Below are 19,796 nucleotides of genomic sequence, written 5' to 3'. Positions count from 1 at the left end.
CAACTCTCATGTATCTCTCACACTCTCGCAAGCTCGTACTCCTGGCAGTGCTCGTCGCAGGCGCGGCGCTGGCCATCGGCGGTTGGCCGCGCCTGGCAGCACGCGACAATGTCGCCAAACAGACGGAGGCATTGAGCAAGCCCACCGTCTCGGTGGTGATGCCCACGCGTGCGCCGGCGCAACAGGTGCTGCTGCTTCCCGGCGATATCCAGGCTTATCAGCGTGCCGGCATTTACGCGCGCACCAGTGGTTATCTGCGGCGCTGGTACGCGGATATCGGCACGCATGTGAAAAGCGGCCAACTGCTGGCCGAGATCGACGCGCCTGAAGTCGATGCGCAGTTGGAACAGGCTCGCTCGGATGCAGCGATGGCGGCGGCCAACTATCAAATGGCCAAGGTCACGGCGGATCGCTGGCAGGACATGCTCAGCAAGAATGCCGTATCCAAGCAGGCGGCCGAAGAGAACGTGAGCATCATGAAGGCCAAGCAAGCCACGCTAGCCGCGGCGCAGGCGAACGTGACGCGGCTGGAGCAATTGCAGTCGTACGAGAAGGTGTATGCGCCGTTCGATGGCGTGATCACGGTGCGCAACGTGGACAACGGTGCGCTAATCGATGCGGGCAATAGCGGGCCGCCTGCTGCGCTGTTCGAGTTGGCGCAAACTGATCGCCTGCGCATCTTCGTGAACGTGCCGCAGGACGATGCCGCCTATGTCGCACCCGGTACTGCGGTGCAGCTCTCGCTGTCGCAATATCCCGGACGCACGTTTCAAGGCACGGTCGCGCGCACGGCCGGTGCGATCGATCCGCGCAGTCGCACGTTGCGGGTGGAAGTGGACATGGACAATCCGGATGGCACGCTGCTGCCCGGCGCATTTGCGCAGGTCAGCCTGAGCCTGAGCAATGCGACGCCGGGTCTCTCGCTGCCCACCAATACCTTGCTGTTCCGGCCGCAGGGTGTGCAGGTTGCCGTCGTCGACGCGAGTGACGTGGTGCGTCTGCGCACGGTCACGCTGGGCCGCGACTTCGGCACGCATGTGGAAATTTGCAGCGGTCTGCAAGGCAGTGAGCAGGTGATTGCCAATCCCAGCGATGCGATCAGCGCGGGGCAGGCCGTGCGCATCAATCGTCATCCGGCCAATCAGGCTTGACGCTGCGCGGAGATCAGTCATGACTATGCGCAAACCATCGATGAAGTTCGGCTACGCCTTCGCTGCGTGCTTGGGTCTTGCCGGATTGGCGGGCTGTACGCCGGGGCCTGCCTATGTCCGTCCTTCTGTCAGCGTACCGGCGAAGTTCAAGGAAGCTGGCAATCCGCAACAGCCACCTCCGCAAGGGTGGCAGCGAGCACAACCGCAGAACGCCGACGACGGCGACTGGTGGAAGGTATTCGGCGATCCCACTCTGGATGCGTTGGAAGCGAAACTCAGCGTCGGCAATCAGAGCATCAAAAAGAGCCTGGCCGATCTGCAACAGGCGCAGGCGATGGTGGGTGTGGCGAAGTCGTCGTATCTACCTCAAGTGACCGCGGGCGCCAGTGCGAGTAGCGATCACACCTCGAAGAATGTCGTCGGCCATTCTCTGGCCGGGCGTACCGTACAGGATTATTCCGCAGGGGTGACGGCTTCGTGGGAGCCCGATCTGTTCGATCGTATCGGGCATGCGGTGGACGCCGCCAAAGCACGCGCGCAGGCGAGCCAAGCGGATCTCGCTTCGGTCAGCTTGAGCATGCATGCCGAGCTTGCACTCGACTATGTCGATCTGCGCCAGTTGGATAGAGAAGCCACATTGCTGAAACAACTGGTAGACGATTACACCCAAGCAAGGGCACTAGTGCAGACGCAGTTCGACGGCGGCATCGCTTCCGAATCGGAACTGCAGCAAGCCGAAACGGAATTGGAAGTCGCCAAGGCGCAGTGGATCGATCTGGGCGAAGTCCGCGCACAACGCGAGCACGCCATCGCCGTGCTGATGGGCGTGCCGCCGGCAAACTTCAGCCTAGCGCCAGTCGAGCAAACCTTGCCGTTGCCCACGATCCCCGCCGGTTTGCCATCCACGCTGCTGGAGCGGCGTCCCGATATCGCTGCTGCGGAGCGCCGGGTTGCTGCAGCCAACGCGGATGTTGGTGAAGCGACATCGGCGTTCTTTCCCGATCTCGTGCTTTCCGCCACCGGCGGTTTCGAAGCTTCGCGCTTCTCGCAATGGGCCATGTTGCCCAGCCGTTTCTGGGCGATCGGCCCAGCCTTGGTGGGTACCTTGTTCGACGGCGGTCGCAGGCACGAGGAACTCTCTGCCGCCGAGGCACGCCGTGATGCCGCAGCGGCAGACTATCGCCAGACCGTGTTGAGCGCGTTTCAGGAAGTCGAGGACAAGCTGACGTCGCAACATGTGCTTGCCGATGAATCGATCGCGCAGCAGCGCGCGGTGGATGCGTCGTCACGCGCCGCCAAGCTGGCGATGGTGCGCTATCAGGATGGCGCGACCGATTATCTCGAAGTGGTGTCCACGCAAAGCGTCAATCTTGCGCAGGTACGCGCGCAGGTGGAGCTGTCGCGGCGCCAGTTTGCGGCGGATGTCGGGTTGATCAAGGCACTGGGCGGGGCGTGGGGCGAGTATTGATGCCTTCTTGTTGTAAGGTTTGCGCAACTTGGATGCGGAATTCGGCACAATTATTGTAGAAGCGCCGTGTGCGCTGGTGCAGTGAAGGGCACTTGCCGTTATGCGCAAACGCCTTGCATGATGCATCGCACCTTGTCCGAATCGATCCTTTGCGAGGATAGTCGCAGTGCATTTCAGCATTCGAAATCCATGAAGATTTCCGCCGAAGAATTGGAACCCTTGTTTGACGTACTTCCTGACGTGGTGTTCTTCATCAAGGACCCCGCAGGCCGCTACACGCATGCCAACCTTACCCTGGTGCGCCGGCTGGGATTGAAGCAGCGCAGCGACGTGATCGGCAAATCGGTGACGGAACTGTTCCCTGCAACCATGGGCGGCTCCTATGCCGCGCAGGACAAGCGCGTGCTAGCTGGCGAAGTCATCGAGAACCAGCTCGAGGTACACATCTTCGCCAGTCGCGTGCCCGGTTGGTGCATCACCTGCAAGCGACCCTTGCTGGTGCGCGGCAAAGTTCAGGGCCTGATCGGCATCTCGCGCGATCTGGGTATTCCCGATGGCAAACATCCCATCTACGCCCGCCTCAAGCGCGTGCTGACCTACATGCAGGAAAACTATGCCGAAGGCGTTCGCGTGCAGGCGATGGCGGAATCGGCCGGACTTTCGATCGCGCAACTCGAGCGGCATTTCCGCCGTGTATTCCAGCTTACCCCGCAACAAGTATTGACCAAGCTGCGCATCGAAGCCGCCATGCGCCTGTTGCATACCGAGGAAACAGTGGCCGCGATCGGCATGGCGTGCGGCTTCGTGGATCAGAGCGCGTTTGCGCGGCAATTCAAGGCTACGGTAGGCATGTCGCCGCGGGTATACCGAGCAGTGGCCAAGAGCAACGAGGAAGAGGGCAGGCTAGGGTGACATGTGCGAAATGCGAAGCACAAAGAATGCGAAGAGTTCGTGATGAAATATGTGACGAATTAGGCAAGGCTTTTCCATATCTGTAAATCCCCAAAATTTGGGATGCCCCACTTGGTAACGCATCGCTACGGTTGCTAGGCGCATGTGGCGCACTACCAAAGGGGCAACTTATGACTGAGCAACACGACGAACACGAGCTAAAAGAGCAACAGCTTTACGACGACATGTTTCAGTTCATCGAATCCATCGAGAGCAGGTTCCATGTTGAACTGAAAAGTCTTTTCAATGCGCGTCGCTACTCCTATACGGAGTTCATGGCCGAATTCCGTCAGCGAATGGTCGAGGGCCTGAACGCTTACGATGGCTTTTCCAACGAGGATGGGAGTGATACCGCCTTCAGTTATGCCGCTGTCGAAGTAGAACCCAACATTTTTATCTCACGCTACAACGCACTCGTTGTCAGAAACTACGGTGGCCAGAAGCTTGTCGATTGGGTCCAAACTGTTCTGAAGAGTCTTGAAGCAATGATGAGTTCCACCACTCCAGCGGCTTTCGCAGCTCAGACGCTCGGTGGTGCCCTTCTTGCCGTTGGCGCCCCTATGGCGGTTGCGACAATCAAAAATCTATGGGCTGGCGAGGCACTCAAAGGCGCGTTGACATTGGCGGTAAGAAAGGTGGGGCTTGGATCAGCCATCGCCGCCGCGGCCACGGCGGCAGCCAGCATCCTTTACTTCCTTCTCGTGTCCAACCCGAAAAAAATTATCGGTCTCGTGCTCAACGATACCGACACCAATTACTACGTGCCTGATTGGCGCAAAAGCGTGAATGGATACTACGGTGGCAATTTGTATATGGAGCACGGTACGACCGAGCGCTTCATGATGGTGCCTCTCACCGACAAGATCGATTCACCAGAGATCCAGTTGAAAGCTCGGCAGGTGGCAAAGAACGACGATGAAACCATGGTGGCGGCGGGGATTTTCTTCGCCGAAAAGAGGGTCGGCTTTTACGGAGCTGAGGGTGTCTTTGTATTCACGCCCTATCCTGGTCACGGCAACGACAGTGCATTTGCGTATCAGTTTGCCGTTCCCTACAGCAGGGACAATCGCACCAATATCGATGTCCATGCTAGTGGACGAATCGATAACAGGGCTCACATCTCCAAGTTGTTCCGGGACATGTACAACGCTGCAAGAGTTAACGTCGAGAAGCAGGCTGGCAATATGTCGATGACGGCCAATGTGAACGACGCTCGTGGCGGGAGGGTTTATGGCGTCGGCTGTGTAAGCACTCCTCTTACCTATCCGAAGTAATCGTAAACGACGCGGATCACTAGCCTGTGTCCGGGCGCGCCACGTGTCGCGCCCGGTTTTCTTCCTCAAGCCTGTCAGTCCGCTCTCTAGTCAACCGAGCCTCACGCCATGCTCTTATGAACAGGCGGCACCTCTGATCGAGTAGAAAAAGCCTGACGCGGGGCATCACCGTGCGTGCCGTCAAAGCGGGCGCGTGCGGCATGGATGTCGCCATAGCAACGATCCGCCCACTCAATGAGGCCCGCCATCGGTTCCAGCAGCGATTGGCCCAGCGGGGCCAACCGATATTCAACGCCCGGCGGCTTGGTCGGAAAAACATGGCGGGTGATCAGTCCATCGCGCTCCAAATCGCGCAAGGTCTGAGTGAGCATGCGCTTGGAAATGTCATGGACAGCGCGGTGAAGCTCGCCGAAGCGGTGCGGTCGCATCGCAAGAGCCATGATCATGAGCATGCTCCATTTGTCGCCGATACGGTCGAGCACGTCGCGCACCGGGCAGCAGACGGACTGGGACTCGCCTAACGGATATCGACTAAATCGTTCGATGGCGCTCAATGCGTTGCTCATGCGGAATTCCTCGAAATCTGCTGGTTACAAAAAACTGCCTGCTTACGGTACGCGACAGCGGTCTCTATAGTAGACCTACCCCAAGTAAATAAGTCTCCCGCTCACGGAGTCTTCATGTCCCCATCTGTTCCCGCGCGCTTTCTCGTCACTGGCTCCGGCATGCAGGCGGATCACGTTTGGAGCGGCTTCGCCGTCTGACGATTGAGCGGGGCTATGGTTTGGAGTCACTTACTCCAACTAAAGCGTATCGGTAGGAATTCCTGCCTGTTAGTTGGCCTTTACGTACATAAATCCTAAAGATCGGGAGAACGCTCATGTTTTTAGTCATGGGAATTACGGGAAAAGTTGGCGGCGCAACGGCAAAGCATCTGTTAGCGCAAGGTAAAGAAGTACGCGCGCTGGTCCGCAATCGTGAAAAGGCGGCGAAGTGGGCCGACGAAGGCGTGCAACTGGTCGACGGCGACTGGAATGATGCGGCAGCCATTGAGATGGCGCTTAAAGATGTCGAAGGCGCGTTTGTCATGTTGCCATCTGAATGGGCGCCTTCGGCTGATTACAAAGAAGCGAAGGCTGTGATTGCAAACTACGTCGGTGCGCTTGCGAAGGCAGCACCGCCGCGGGTGGTAGCACTCTCATCCATGGGTGCGAACAGAACCAGCGGGCTGGGGATGATCACGGCCCTGTCGCTTCTGGAGCAAGGATTTCGCGATCTGACATTGCCGATCGCCTATGTACGCGCCGGCGGGTTTTTCGAAAACTTCCTCTACGGTTTGCATGTTGCCCAAGGTGGCACGCTCCCCGTCTACTACAACCCGACAGATCGCAAATCGACCATGGTCGCGACCCATGACATCGGCGCCGAGATCGCCGCGCTTCTGACCGGGCCGGCATGGTTGGCGCATCGGGTCATCGAGCTCGGTTCGATGGTCAGCGCGGATGAAGTAGCGACACAATTGGGTGAAGTGTTGAAAGTCGACGTCAAAGCTTTTGCTATCCCGCGGGCCGGGTGGCCGGCAGCGTTCGAGCAGCTCGGCATTCCGAAGGGCCAGACGGGACCGGCCGAAGCGATGTTTGACGCCGTCAACTTAGGCTGGATGCATCTTGGGGTCGAGGGTACGGAGCACGTACCGGGCACGACGTCCGCACGCGATGTCTTCGCGGCGGCCCAGAAGGCCGCTACAGCGTAGGGCCAGGGATCAGCGATCGATGCGACTTTCGGAATCTATTCCGAAAACTCGCATCCATCGCGATTCTGGCAGAGAGGCCAAAACAGCCCGTTTCCTTAGCAAACTCGTCATCCAAGGTCGTACTAATGTCTAAAATCTCTTGGCGCCAAGTCTTACCCTTAGCCCTTGCCGCGTTCTTCGTCGTGGGTTCACTCAGCAACATCGTCGCGCCGGGATCTATCTACGAGGAATATCTCAAATGGGGATACCCGCGCTGGTTCCATTTCGTGACCGGATCGTTGGAACTCACTGCTGCCATTCTGCTTTTCCGGGCGCCGACTCGCTTGTTAGGCTCGGCGCTGGGCTGCGCTGTCATGTTTGCCGCGGCAGCGACCGTCATCCTCCACGGCGAATACGGGCACGCTGTGCCACCACTCGTCGCGGCGACATTGTCACTTCTGGTCGGCTGGATAAGCTGGCGCAAGCGGCTCATCGTGACTGACAGCACTAAACGAAATGCTTAGCTATTACTGTTGTTGACAGCACAAGCCATGGTCAGCACCAGCGGCCAATTCAGTAATTACCGGAATCGGTGTTCAACTCGATCGGAATCCGCAATCCGCGTCGCATGTGGCTGCGAATGAGAGCGTAATAACTGGCCGATCATCGTTGATAGCGGCGATCAGCTCATCACTCAGATACGTTGACGGTGCCGAATAGCGCGCGATCTCGTCGAGCGAGCCCGCCATGGTGGCGGCTGCGTCGCATATGCCTATGGTCATATGTCCCATCCAGTCAGAAGGTATTACCGTGTGGCCTGAAGGGACAGCAAGATCGAAAAGCGTATAGGCGTCTAAATGGAGTGAAGGCGCGCATGCGCATTTTTTTGATTTCGGATTTAGATCGATCTAAATCACTTCATTTCATCGGGCGACTCCGGTATGGGCTTCACTTCGCAGCACCGCATCACGCCAGCTCTCATCGGAAGCTTGCTGATTCTTGCAAGCTCTTGCGCTCTGGGCCAGGCGACTGCAAAGCCCGCGGACAAGGTCAATCCGCTGATCGGCAGCAGCAACGGCGGCAACACGTACCCCGGCGCCGTGATGCCTTTCGGCATGCTGCAGTGGAGTCCGGAGAACACGCGCGGTAAGCACGCGCGCACCGCCTCGCCCAGCGGATATCAGTACGACGCCAGGCGTATCCGCGGCTTCAGCCTGACGCATCTGTCCGGAGCAGGGTGCGCGGGTGCGAGCGGCGACGTGCCGATGATGCCGGTAACGATGCCGATCACGATCTCGCCCGTCACAGATGCGAAAGACGAGCGTTATGCCGCCGACTTCCGTCACGAAGACGAGCGCGCTACGCCGGGCAGGTATGAGGTAAAACTTGCTAATGGCGTGCAGGTGACGCTGGCGGCCGCAACGCGCAGCGGCATGGCGAGTTTCAGTTTTCCCGATGGTCAGCCGGCGAATCTGCTGATCCGCGTTTCCGATTCGGAAGTGGGCAGCAGCGATGCGTCCGTTGATGTCGATTCCGTAAACAGAACAATCAGCGGCGCGGTCACCAGTGGCAATTTCTGCGGCTACCTGGCCAAGGCGGACCAGCGCAGTTATTACACGTTGTATTTCGTAGCCCGATTTGATCAGTCCTTCACGGCAAAGGGCACGTGGCAGGATGCGTCGGTCCATCCCGACGGCACGACTGCCAAAGGTGGCACCGGTTACGACGCAAAAGGCTTTCCGACTCCGGGCAAGGGCTCCGGCGCATGGGTGGCCTTCGATCCCGCTAAGGGCCCGGTCCACGTGCGCGTCGGCATTTCCTACGTGAGCTTGGACAATGCGCGCGCCAATCTTGCGGCGGAAATTTCGCAGGATGCTGATGTGGAGCAGGTGGCCGGACATGCTCATGATGCCTGGAACGATATGCTCAGCCGCATCGCGATCGACGGCGGCAGCGCGGAACAGCAAACTGTGTTCTACACCGCGTTGTACCACTCGCTGTTGCATCCAAACGTGTTCAGCGACGTCAACGGCGAATACCGCGGCTTCGATCAGCAAACGCATCGCGTGACAGGCGCGCAGAAAATCCAGTACGCCAATTTCTCAGGATGGGACGTCTACCGCTCCCAACTGCAGCTCGTAACCTGGCTACTGCCCGGCGTCGGCAGCGACATCGCGCAGTCGCTCTACAACCAGGCGCAGCAGAACAATGGTGAGTGGGATCGCTGGACGCACAACAGCGGTGGCACGCACGTGATGAGCGGTGATCCTTCCGTACCTGCGTTGGCGGATATCTATGCCTTCGGCGGGCGTGGTTTCGATTTTCAAGCTGCGTATGCATCACTGGTGCGTGCAGCCACCGAGCCTACCGCGCACGACCTGTCGGACGACGGCTGTAACGTGGAATGCGTGGGCCAGCGTCCGTCGCTTGATCAATGGTTGAAGTTGCACTACATCGCCACCCAATCGCATGCCTGGGGCGGCGCGGCGGAAACGCTAGAGGATGCCACGGCGGATTTCGCATTGTCGCAGTTAGCGAAGGATGTACACGATTCAGCCAACGCGCAGCGCTTTCTGGCGCGTTCGAGCTATTGGCGCAGTCTCTACAATCCCAAGGTCGGTTATATCCAGAATCGCAACGTCGACGGCAGCTGGCCGGCGTTTTCGCCGAGTTCCGACGACGGCTTCGTAGAGGGCAGCGCGGCCGTCTACGTATGGATGGTGCCGTTCGACGTGCATGGCCTGTTCCAAGCGATGGGTGGCGATGCGCAAGCAAGCGCACGGCTCGATCGTTTCTTTCACGATGAGCACGGCAACTGGGCGGTGACCAACGCCGGCCCCATGCACGCGGAATTGAACAACGAGCCGTCAGTTGCCACGCCATGGCTCTACGATTTTGCCAGGCAGCCCTATAAAACGCAGGACACGGTTCGCACCGTGCTGGAGCGTTACTGGAAAAATGCACCCGATGGCATTCCAGGCAACGACGACCTGGGCGAGATGTCGTCTTGGTACGTGTGGTCAGCGCTGGGTCTTTATCCGGAAATTCCGGGCCGAGCGGAATTGCTGGTAAGCAGCCCGCTGTTTCCACATGCCGCGATTCATCGCGAGGGTGGCGACGTAGTGATTGAAGCGCCGAACGCCTCGTCAGAGAACCGTTTCATCCATGCCTTGTCGGTAGACGGGCATGCCTATGCGAAGCCGTGGTTGCCGGCGAGTTTTGCCGAGCACGGCGGAAAGTTGCATGTGGAACTTCAACATTCCATCGACAGCGCTTGGGGTAGCAAACCGGCAAACGCGCCGCCTTCTTTTTCAACCTCGGGAAGTTGAGTCGGAAGGCGTTTTTTTTGACAAGCATTTGGATCGATTGAAAGGCGGAGCAATCGATCGGGGAGTCAAGGAGCACGTAGCCCGGAACGGTAGGGGAAGCACAGCAGTAACTCAGTACGGGGTGCGGTTGATAGGGAGCGTCTGGGGCGTCGTCGTATTGCGGCGCATTCACTGTGACGTGAAGGGAGGGATCAACATAATGAAGACCCAATGGGTATGCGTACTCGCGACATCGCTGTTGGCTTGTTCGATTGCACAGGCGCTCGCACAGGACGCTGCGCCACCGCAGCAGCAAAACCCCACAACAGACAGTTCCAATAGCAACCAGCAAAACAGCAATCAGGAATCTTCCAAGACTAAACCCAAGAAACTCCAGGCCGTGCAGGTCACCGGCTCGCTGATTCCCAAGCCGCAGGTCGAAGGTCCCACGCCGGTCACCACCATTACCGCCCAGGACATCGAAAAGCAGGGCTTTGTGGATACCTACGATGCCTTGCGTTCGCTCCCCGTCGCTAACGGTTCGGTGCAGGATCCGCAGTTCACTGGCGGTTTCACGCCGGCAGCCAAGACGATCAGCCTGTTCGGCTTGAGTCCGGATTTCACTCTGACCTTGCTCAACGGCAGGCCCATGGCCAGCTATCCGCTGGCCTATAACGGCAGTACCAACATTACGGACATCGCCAATATTCCGGTTGGACTGATCGATCGCATCGATGTGCTGACGGGCGGTGCGTCTTCCATCTACGGTTCGGCGGCAATCGCGGGTGTGGTCAACATCGTGCTGAAGGATCACATTGAGGGCACGCACGTCGCCTTTCGCTATGGCGATTACTCCAATGGCGGCGGCGCCAGCAAGCGTTTACAGATCAGCTCCGGGCATACCTGGGGCAATCTGGAGGTGAGCGGCGGCGTGCAGCTGTCGAAGCAAAATCCCATCTGGGCCTACCAGCGTGGCTACATCAGTTCCTACAATGACGATCCCGATCCGAGCGGCCGCGTCAACTCTCGCACCTTTCTGCGTTTGAACTCTGGCATTGATCAATACATCGATCCAGGTGCCGCGACGTGCGCCCCTCTGAGTTACCTGTATGGCGGCAGCACCACCTACAGCTATCGCCCGGGCCTGGGTTATTACTGCGGCAGCCCGAAGAACGTCAGTTACGCCACGCTTTCCAATAACGAAACCGATGCCAATGGCCTTCTGCAATTGCGCTATCACATCAACGACCACACCACGCTGTATGCGGATACGCTGTACAGCTACAGCAACCCTACTTACGTGGGCGGAAGCCCGTTCTGGAACAACACATTCTACGACCAAACCACCGGACGATATGAAGAATGGCAACGTATCTTCGCGCCGGAGGAAGCCGGTTCCGATGCGGGTGAGCAGCATGTGTTCACCAAGACGTACAACGTCAGCATCGGTGTACGCGGCGAGCTGTTCGATGATTGGAACTACGACGCCTACTACAACCGGTCGCAGACCGACTTGGTGCGCAAGTCACGTGATTTCCTTGCCAACAACGGTGTCGATCAGTATTACCTCGGGCCGCAACTGGGCGTCGATTCAAACGGCTATTCGATCTATGCGCCGAACCTCAACCGTTTATATCAGCCGATTACGCCCGCGCTATACAACGCGTTTACGGCTGTCGACCGCGCCGCTTCCACCTCCTGGACGCAAAACGAAACGTTCACCGCCAATACCACCAGCTTGTTCTCCTTGCCAGCAGGTGACGTTGGCGCCGCTGTGATTGCGCAAACCAGCAACCAGCGTTTCTCCAATGCCTCCGCCAGTCCACTCGCTGCGGAAGGCTATTTCCGCGGCATCGGAGGCACCACGACGGCGGGCGGTGCGAGCAGCCAGTTTGCTTTCGGCGGCGAATTGCAGGTGCCCTTGCTCAAGCAGCTCACGGCCGACGTGTCGGCGCGCTTCGATAAGTTCGATTACGGTAACCGGGGACATGGCCGGCCCACCTACAAACTTGGCCTGGAATACCGGCCGTTCGATACGCTGTTGATTCGTGGCAGCTATGCCACGGCGTTCCGCGCACCCGATCTGTTCTACTTGTTCTCCGCGCACAGCAGCGGTTACAGCACCAATACGGATTACTACAAGTGTCGCCTCGCCGGCTACAACTCGGCCACGTACGGTCAGTGTCCGTACAACGGCTTGTCGATTCTTGCCGTGACGTCGGGCAATACGGGATTGATGGACATCACCGCTAAAACCTTCACCGCCGGCTTCGTCTGGTCCACGTCGGACAACCGCCTGAGCTGGTCGGTGGACTACGACGCGATCCGCGTCAGCAACGAAGTGGTGACGCTGAGTACCGATCAAATCCTGCAGGAGGAGGCCAACTGCCGGCTCGGCGTGTCGGATAGCGGGCAGCAGACATACGACATCAACTCGCCGACCTGCCAACAGGTGCTGGCCGAGGTGCAGCGTTATCCGGCTTCCGATCCGGTGAATGCCAATACTGTGAAGCAGGTGAATACCTATCCCATCAACGTGGCTTCGGAGCATCAAACCGGTATTCAGTCCAGCGTGAAATATCGGCTGGAAACCGGGCGTTTCGGTTCGTTCCTGTTTGGCCTCGATTATTACGACGAGCTCAAGCACACCTATCAACAAAAGGCGGGCGATCCGGTGCTCAATTACCTGTGCTGTGGCAACAACGATGAGTTCAAGAGTCGCGTGAGCGGCACGATAACCTGGAACATCGGCAACTGGAGCAGCACCCTGTATGGTCTGCGGGACGGCACCACTTGGAACTACGCCGGTACCCGGCCGAACATCGGCCCCTGGATCACCTTCAACGGTAGCGTGGGCTACAAGGTGACACCCAAGACCACCGTTTCGCTAACCGCCAACAATATCTTCAACAAGCATCCGCCGACGGATACCACCAACAGCAGTTGGCCGTATTTCGACCAGTTTGATTACAACGCCCTGGGGCGTTCCGTGTACCTGGATGTGGGTTTCGATCTGGGTATCTGATGAGTGGCGTGGTGCCGTACGATGCGTGCGGCACTACGCGACATTTGCGAGGTAACACATGTTTCAGAAGAACTTGGTAACAATCGCGGTGGCTGTCTTCGGTTTCGTCGTGTGCGACATGGCGCATGCCCAGCAGCACAATACAATCACTGCGGAAGAAAAGGCGCAGGGCTGGCAACTGTTGTTTGACGGCCAAAGCCTCGGCGGCTGGCATTCCTACCTGGAAAAGGCACCGGGCAAGGATTGGAAGGTGAGCGATGGCGCGATCCTGCTGGAAAAGCAACCCAGCGACCCGGAGGCGGATTTCCAGGACCTGGTCACCGATGCTGAATTCGCTAATTTCGACTTGAAGCTATCGTGGAAAATGAGCCCCTGCGCAGACAGCGGCGTGATGTTCTACGTGCACGAATCACCTAAATATCGCTACACCTTCGAAACCGGTCCGGAAATGCAGATTGCGGACCTTGCATGCACCAAGCCCGATAGTCGTGTTCTATATGAGCGATCCGGCGATCTGTTCGACTTGATTTCCTCGGACGTGGAATGGGTGAACGAGTCACCGCAGTGGAACGACTTCGAGATCATTGCCGACCATGGACACGTGCAGTTCTTCCAGAACGGTCACAAGGTGGTCGACACGCAGTTGTGGAACGATGACTGGAAGCGCCTGGTGGCGCGCACTAAATTCAAGGCGTGGCCTGATTTCGCAACGTTCCACGAAGGGCATGTTTCGTTGCAAGGCACTGAGGACAAGGGTGTAACGCCGATACGGTTGTGGTTTAGGGATATCAAGATTAGGAAGTTGTAGGTATTGTTGGATTCGCGATGGACCTACGTTCTTGTTGAGATGCCTTGTTTTGCCCGGCCGTCATTCCCGCTTTCGCGGGAATGACGGCATGAGGTCTGATGGAAGAATCGTCGCGAGCAAAGGATATGGAACTCTCGCGCGGACCTCGCGGTCTGCTGCCAAACAATGGGGAGATTCAAACGTGAAGGTTTCGGCACCGCTTTCCTTCGTCCTGACCATGGCGCTTGCAAGCAGCATCAACGCAGCCCAGTCATCGCCACCGGCAACCTCATCCGCGACCGAAGCACCCGCCGAATCCGTAGGCGTGATGGACAACCCCTGCTCCGCACTCCTGCCGCCACCCGAGGTCCCAGCCGGTCCTGCGCTAAGGAATCGTTCCTCACAGGCCGCCATCGCCGCTGCATCCAAAGCCTGGGAAGACCAGCGCATGCACTACGACTTCGGCAGCCTTTGCAGCTATCGCGAAGCGAACGTCAAGCTGGCGCCGGCCTCTGATCATCGTGTCGTGTTCATGGGCGATTCCATCACGCAATCATGGATCGATGCGGATCCGGGTCTTTTTACCAACGATGTAATCGACCGCGGCGTCAGCGGGCAGACCACGCCGCAGATGCTGGTGCGTTTTCGCGTGGACGTAATCGATCTGCATCCGGCCGTGGTGCACATTCTTGCCGGCACCAACGACATTGCCGGCAATACCGGCCCGACCTCGATCGAAACGATCGAGAGCAACATTAAGAGCATGGTGGAGCTGGCACAGGCCCATCACATCCGCGTGATTCTTGCCACGATCACGCCCGTGGCCAGCTACCCCTGGAGGCGGTCCATCCAGCCTGTCGAAACCATTCGCACGCTCAACGACTGGATCAAGTCGTACGCGAAGGACAATGGTCTGGTCTACGTCGACTATTTCTCGTCGCTGGACGATGGTCATCGCGGCTTCATCGCCAAGCTGGCGATTGATGGCGTACATCCCAACCCGGATGGATATGCGGTGATGGACAAGCTGGCGAAGCAGGCGATCAAGCAGGCGTTGTCTTCGGCGCCTTGATGTCTGCAGTAGCGAAATTCTCGCTTCTTCCTACGAGATTTGTAAGAGCTTGCCTCACTGTCGTCGTCCCGGCTTTCGCCGGGACGACGGATCTGAGGTTTTTTTCCAGACCCTACGCGGAGTAGGGGTGAGCTAGTGGCGCCTTTATTGAAGCGTATACGTCAGCGTGCCATAACCAAGCTGATCGAAACCTCCGCTGTTCGGCCCGTAATTTCCGCCACCGCCTTCCGGCCTGACTTTTTCTGCGTACGTCTGAATATGCGGTGCTTTGAGCTTCTTCAGCACGACGTAGTGGTTGTAAAGCAGTTCCCAGATCGGCCGCCCGTTCCCGCGTGCCGCGGAAGAAATCTCGGTTTGGGTGACGTCGCTGTTCGTGTACGTGGTGTAGGGTACGTTTTCGCCAAGATTGTATTGAGCGACATATTCGGCGCCGCGTAGCACGCGATTGTCGTCGTAGCCAAACAGGTCATCGCCTTGGTTCCATGCCATCTGGCAGATAGCGCCAAGCAGTGCGATATCGAGCATGCTGTGACCTTGGTCGCGTCCGCTTTCCTGCACTTGTCCGAGTCCATCCGGATAGAGCTTCCAGACGGCATGCTCGATGGAGCCATTACCCTGACCATGCTTGAAATACATCACGGCCTCGTCGTAGATGTCGCGACGATCGGTGAGCACACCTACGGCCATCATCGACGCCATGTTGGCCAAGTCCCAATTGGCCCAGTAGTGGTCGATTTTGGCGCCGTTGTGCCGGGTCAGGAAATCATGGTTCATCGGGTAGAACACTGTGAGCATCATGGCCTGGAAACGCTGGAATTCCGGACGCTTCCAATTGCGATAGGTACGGAGGATCTCGGCGGCGTTCGCCATTTCGTATCCGTAGATGCCCGATGCCAGGAAGCGATCCGAGCTGCCGTCGATCGAGGTCAAGCTGTTTGACCATGCATTCAAGATCGCCACGGCCTTGTCCGCGTAGGCATCGTCACCGGATATCTTCCAGCGCAGTGCCAGCGCATAGGCTGCGGCGGCGTCATTGAATAGCGCGGCATAGTTTTCATGATGGACATGATCTGAGCCGCGATAGACGATCGCTTGCGCATTCGGTTTTGAGTCGAGCGAAGCGTGTCGATTGGCAGTCAGGATCTGCCAACTCTGCATCCAGGGTTGACGGTTTTGCATCACGTTCTTTTTCATGCGATCGAAATCGCTTTCGGTATGCAGCAAACCTGGATGCACGAAGCCTTGCGACGAGTGATTAGCAGCGTCTGCAGTGGCGTGTGGCTTTGATGCTGTACGGCTATCGTTGGGCGCGGACATCGCATAGCCGGAAAAACCGGTAGCGGCACCGAGCAAGCCGATAAGGCAGAACGAAAGATGGTGACGACTGAAACGCATGGGACGCTCGGCTCCAAAAAAATGCAAAGGCGGATGAATGCACGCCGCGCATCATACTCAGGAGTTGGCTTGTCATGCTGCGCGAAGTTCGTCCTGAAAAGACATGCCCTTGAGCTGTGATAATTGCTTCGTGCTGTGCACGGTATAACCAGTCTATGGCCCTGCTGTGAAATATCGATTTCACGAGCACTAATTCAGCCAAATAGTCTCTTCAGGTACGTTCGGGAGTGCCGGCGGGCCATCGGAAATACGCTGTAAGCCGCATTTTTTCCAGTTTCAAACGCCATTCCCGTGTCCGTCCCGTAAGGACAGATAATGGGCCGCTTGACCACATGGTGACGCCCATCACATTTATCTACGATGGCGCCGTAATCTGTACTGGGTACATGGATGCCAACGGCGCCATGGACGTCCTTTTTGAAAATGATATGTGTTGATGCGTAAAGCATCAGCACCGGCCGAATCACGCCGACGTTTCTCTAAACGCCTTGCATAAGGATTTCCGCACGGATGTACGCGCCATATACCGGCGCGTGAAAACCGTGCGCCCCTAAGTTGCAGCTGCGCGAGTCCGTCGAGGTCTCCGAATATGAAAGTGAAAATGATTTTGTCGAACCATTATCTCCGCGCGTTAAGCGTTGCGGTTGGTTTATTGACTGCCGTAAACCAAAACGCACTGGCGGCGACGACCAATAGCGTTGCGGTAGGTAATAGCGCAAAGGCCACCAACAATTACGACGTGGCCATTGGTGCCGGCGCCGTCTCGGCCGGCGACGGATCGGCGATAAATATGGCCACGGCGATCGGTTCCGGTGCGCAAGCCAACAATGCCGGGGCGATCGCTATCGGTGATGCATGGGCCAGCGGCGCACGCGCGTCGGGGCGCGATGCCATTGCCATCGGAACGGCGACGACGGCGTCCGGACAAAGTTCGGTGGCCTTGGGCGTGGCGGCTACGGCTACGGCGACAAATACGACGGCCATCGGCAACGCATCGCTGGCACAGGCAGCTTCCACCGTGGCAATCGGTGACGGTAATACGGTGTCGTCAAGCGCGGGTACGGGTTCGATCGCCGGAGGACACAATTCGCAGGTGAAAGGGGGAACAGGGGCGGTGGCGCTGGGCGAAAGCCAGACCGCCAACGGCAACGGTGCGGTGGCGATCGGTGATCCGAATTCGGCTGCCGGTACCGGTGCGGTGGCAGTGGGCGCGAACAATACGGCCAATGGCAGTGGCGCGGTGGCGATTGGAAACACGAACGTCGCCAATGGCCAAGGCGCGGTGGCGCTGGGCAATGCATCGAATGCTACGGGCGCGAGTGCGTTTGCGGTCGGCGTCAGCGCATCGGCATCGGCTACGAATGCCATGGCCATAGGCAACAAGAGCAACAGCAGCGGTGCTAGCGCCGTCGCCGTGGGTGATACCTCAAGCGCCAGCAACGTCGATGCGACTGCCGTGGGCTTCAACGCCAACGCCAGCGGTCGCAATGCGCTGGCGCTCGGTGCCAACGCTACGGCGAGTGGCTCGTTAAGCACCGATGGCAATCCCGCCAACGGCTTTGCGGTAGCGATCGGACCAAGAGCCAACGGCGCGGGCAGCTCGTCTACGGCGATCGGTGGCAATTCGCTCGCTTCGGGCACCAAGGCGCTTGCTTTGGGCGACACGGCTACGTCGACGGCAACCAAGTCCATCGCCATCGGTGCGAACGCCAATTCGACCGCTAACGGTGCGGTAGCCATCGGCGTGGTTTCCAATGCTTCGAAGGCGAGTGCGGTCGCTATTGGTAACGGGGCATCGGCAACGGCTAACACGGGCGATGTGGCACTGGGTTCGGGTTCGACCACTGCGACGGTAGTTGGTACGAACAGCATGACGGTGGGCGGCAACAACTATGCAGTAGCTGGTACGAGCCCGACCAGCACAGTGAGTGTGGGAGCTTCCGGCAGCGAGCGAACTATCACCAACGTGGCGGCCGGTCGTGTGAGTGCAGCGAGCACCGATGCCGTGAACGGATCGGAGCTGTACGCGACCAACCAGGCCATTACCAGCGTCGTCAGTCAGATGAGCAACCTGGGCGGCCAGGTGACGGGGCTGGGCAGCCTGGTGAGCAACCTAGGCAACAGCGTTGCGTTGGGCTTGGGCGGCGGCAGCGCATACGACGCTGCTACCGGCGTGTTGACCACAAGCCTCAGCTACGGCGGCAATACGTATGCCTCGGTGCAAAGCGTGCTGAACCAGATCAACAGCTCGGTCGATGGTGCGATCCAGCAGGCGAGCGCCAATGCGACGGCCATTCAGAACTTGAGCAACACGGTCAGCAGCGTTTCGGCTAAGCAAGCCACCACGGGCAAGTATGTGCAGACCAACTCCACCGGCGCAGGCAGTTCCGCCACGGGCAGTGATGCCATTGCACATGGACCGGCGGCTTCGGCGTCTGGCGACAACAGCCTCGCCGTGGGCAGCGGCAGTACGTCTTCGTCTACGGGCAGCGTCGCCATTGGCGCGAATGCCACGTCGACGGGTACCAATTCGGTAGCGATCGGTGCTGGTTCCACCGATAGCGGTCAATCGAACGTCGTGTCGGTGGGAAGCACCACACAGCAGCGTCGCGTGACGAACGTGGCGGATGGTACTGCCGCCGCCGATGCAGTTAACGTCAGCCAGCTCAATGCCGCGCAGGCGGCTTCCGTTCAATACGACAAGAACAGCGATGGCAGCGTCGATTACGGCAGTGTCACGCTCGGTTCCAGCGATACGCCCACGCAAATCCACAACGTTGCCAATGGCACGGCGTCGAGCGATGCGGCCAACGTCGGTCAGTTGAACACGGGCGTGCGGACTGCCGAGAGCTGGGCGAAGAACTACATCGATCAGAAATTGCAGGGCATCGACCAGAATCTCAATACCGTGTCATTGCGGGCCAATGCGGGGGTCGCCTCGGCGATGGCGATGGCGGGTCTGCCGCAGGCATATCAGCCGAATCAGAATGCAGCGGCCGTAGCGTTCGGCGCGTTTCATGGCCAGACTGGTATGGCGGTTGGAGTGTCAACGGTTTCGGAAAGTGGGCGCTGGGTTTACAAGCTAAACATGAGCGGCAACACACGTGGCGATGTCGGTGCAAGCGTGGGCGCGGCAGTCACTTGGTAAGCGTGTTGTCGCTGCTCTACACTCGCGTAACGTTCACCACCCACGGAGAGGTCTGTATGAAGAACCTGTTTATCGCCATGGCATTGCTGTCCGCGACGTTCGTTGCGCATGCGTCTTGCGATGACGTGAAGTCCAGCATCGACGCCAAGATCAAAGCCAACAACGTATCGAACTACACGCTGGAAGTAGTTTCGAAAGATCAGGCCGGCGACGGCAAAGTGGTCGGTCAGTGCAGTGGCGACAAGGTCATCGTCTATACGCGTGGAGCGGCGAAGAGCGCCGACAAGACCGATGCTGCCGCGGCACCTGCGTCTTCGTCATCCAGCGGGCAGTAAGCGCAAGATCCGACAGTCATTGGGGCGCCACATGGCGCCCCATTTTTTTTGCAGCACGTAGCCGGTACGTCGCCATAAAAGTCAGTTTCCTCATGGCCGTCATTCCCGCGAAAGCGGGAATCCATTTTCAATGTATGCATCAGAGCAAGA

The 19,796-nt window shown here is 58.4% G+C and carries 14 protein-coding genes; 12 read left to right on the top strand and 2 right to left on the bottom strand.

Annotation, left to right across the window (positions count from 1 at the left end):
- The first annotated feature begins 8 nt into the window (after positions 1-8).
- The 4 genes from ISP18_RS02635 to ISP18_RS02620 all read left to right on the top strand — a co-directional run bounded on the left by ISP18_RS02635 (position 9) and on the right by ISP18_RS02620 (position 4,844).
- A complete protein-coding gene (locus tag ISP18_RS02635) occupies positions 9-1,151 on the top strand; it encodes an efflux RND transporter periplasmic adaptor subunit (RefSeq protein WP_380016743.1) in 1,143 nt (380 codons plus the stop codon).
- Positions 1,152-1,170: 19 nt separating this feature from the next.
- Complete coding sequence (locus ISP18_RS02630) at positions 1,171-2,619, top strand: efflux transporter outer membrane subunit (protein WP_380016741.1); 1,449 nt, start codon at positions 1,171-1,173, stop codon at positions 2,617-2,619.
- A gap of 189 nt (positions 2,620-2,808) precedes the next feature.
- A complete protein-coding gene (locus ISP18_RS02625) occupies positions 2,809-3,531 on the top strand; it encodes an AraC family transcriptional regulator (protein ID WP_380016739.1) in 723 nt (240 codons plus the stop codon).
- A 170-nt stretch (positions 3,532-3,701) separates the two neighbouring features.
- Complete coding sequence (locus ISP18_RS02620; RefSeq protein WP_380016737.1) at positions 3,702-4,844, top strand: hypothetical protein; 1,143 nt, start codon at positions 3,702-3,704, stop codon at positions 4,842-4,844.
- 101 nt (positions 4,845-4,945) lie between these two features.
- Here ISP18_RS02620 and ISP18_RS02615 read toward each other — a convergent pair whose 3' ends face one another.
- Complete coding sequence (locus ISP18_RS02615; protein ID WP_380016735.1) at positions 4,946-5,410, bottom strand: winged helix-turn-helix transcriptional regulator; 465 nt, start codon at positions 5,408-5,410, stop codon at positions 4,946-4,948.
- Positions 5,411-5,724: 314 nt separating this feature from the next.
- On the opposite strand from ISP18_RS02615, the gene ISP18_RS02610 reads away from it, so the two are divergent.
- The 6 genes from ISP18_RS02610 to ISP18_RS02585 all read left to right on the top strand — a co-directional run bounded on the left by ISP18_RS02610 (position 5,725) and on the right by ISP18_RS02585 (position 14,768).
- Positions 5,725-6,597: an NmrA family NAD(P)-binding protein gene (locus tag ISP18_RS02610; protein WP_380016733.1), complete on the top strand. Its 873-nt coding sequence runs from the start codon at positions 5,725-5,727 to the stop codon at positions 6,595-6,597.
- Positions 6,598-6,722: 125 nt separating this feature from the next.
- Complete coding sequence (locus tag ISP18_RS02605) at positions 6,723-7,100, top strand: DoxX family protein (protein ID WP_380016731.1); 378 nt, start codon at positions 6,723-6,725, stop codon at positions 7,098-7,100.
- Positions 7,101-7,517: 417 nt separating this feature from the next.
- Entirely contained in the window at positions 7,518-9,905 is a 2,388-nt protein-coding gene (locus tag ISP18_RS02600) for a GH92 family glycosyl hydrolase (protein WP_380016729.1), read from the top strand.
- 199 nt (positions 9,906-10,104) lie between these two features.
- Positions 10,105-12,909: a TonB-dependent receptor domain-containing protein gene (locus ISP18_RS02595; protein WP_380016727.1), complete on the top strand. Its 2,805-nt coding sequence runs from the start codon at positions 10,105-10,107 to the stop codon at positions 12,907-12,909.
- Between the two features lie 58 nt (positions 12,910-12,967).
- The gene (locus tag ISP18_RS02590; protein WP_380016725.1) at positions 12,968-13,717 is read left to right on the top strand and encodes a 3-keto-disaccharide hydrolase; all 750 of its coding nucleotides are present in this window, start codon (positions 12,968-12,970) and stop codon (positions 13,715-13,717) included.
- Positions 13,718-13,898: 181 nt separating this feature from the next.
- Positions 13,899-14,768 carry an SGNH/GDSL hydrolase family protein gene (locus ISP18_RS02585; protein WP_380016723.1) on the top strand — a complete coding sequence of 290 codons (870 nt, stop codon included), beginning with the start codon at positions 13,899-13,901 and terminating at the stop codon, positions 14,766-14,768.
- Positions 14,769-14,912: 144 nt separating this feature from the next.
- On the opposite strand, the gene ISP18_RS02580 is transcribed toward ISP18_RS02585, so the two are convergent.
- A complete protein-coding gene (locus ISP18_RS02580) occupies positions 14,913-16,163 on the bottom strand; it encodes an alginate lyase family protein (protein ID WP_380016721.1) in 1,251 nt (416 codons plus the stop codon).
- Between the two features lie 652 nt (positions 16,164-16,815).
- Here ISP18_RS02580 and ISP18_RS02575 point away from each other — a divergent pair.
- Complete coding sequence (locus ISP18_RS02575; RefSeq protein ID WP_380016719.1) at positions 16,816-19,311, top strand: YadA family autotransporter adhesin; 2,496 nt, start codon at positions 16,816-16,818, stop codon at positions 19,309-19,311.
- Between the two features lie 56 nt (positions 19,312-19,367).
- Entirely contained in the window at positions 19,368-19,646 is a 279-nt protein-coding gene (locus ISP18_RS02570; RefSeq protein ID WP_380016717.1) for a DUF1161 domain-containing protein, read from the top strand.
- Positions 19,647-19,796 lie beyond the last annotated feature (150 nt).

This window comes from Dyella humi (genome assembly GCF_044904605.1).
Taxonomy (GTDB): domain Bacteria; phylum Pseudomonadota; class Gammaproteobacteria; order Xanthomonadales; family Rhodanobacteraceae; genus Dyella_B; species Dyella_B humi.
This window is presented reverse-complemented; position numbering and strand designations above follow the sequence as displayed.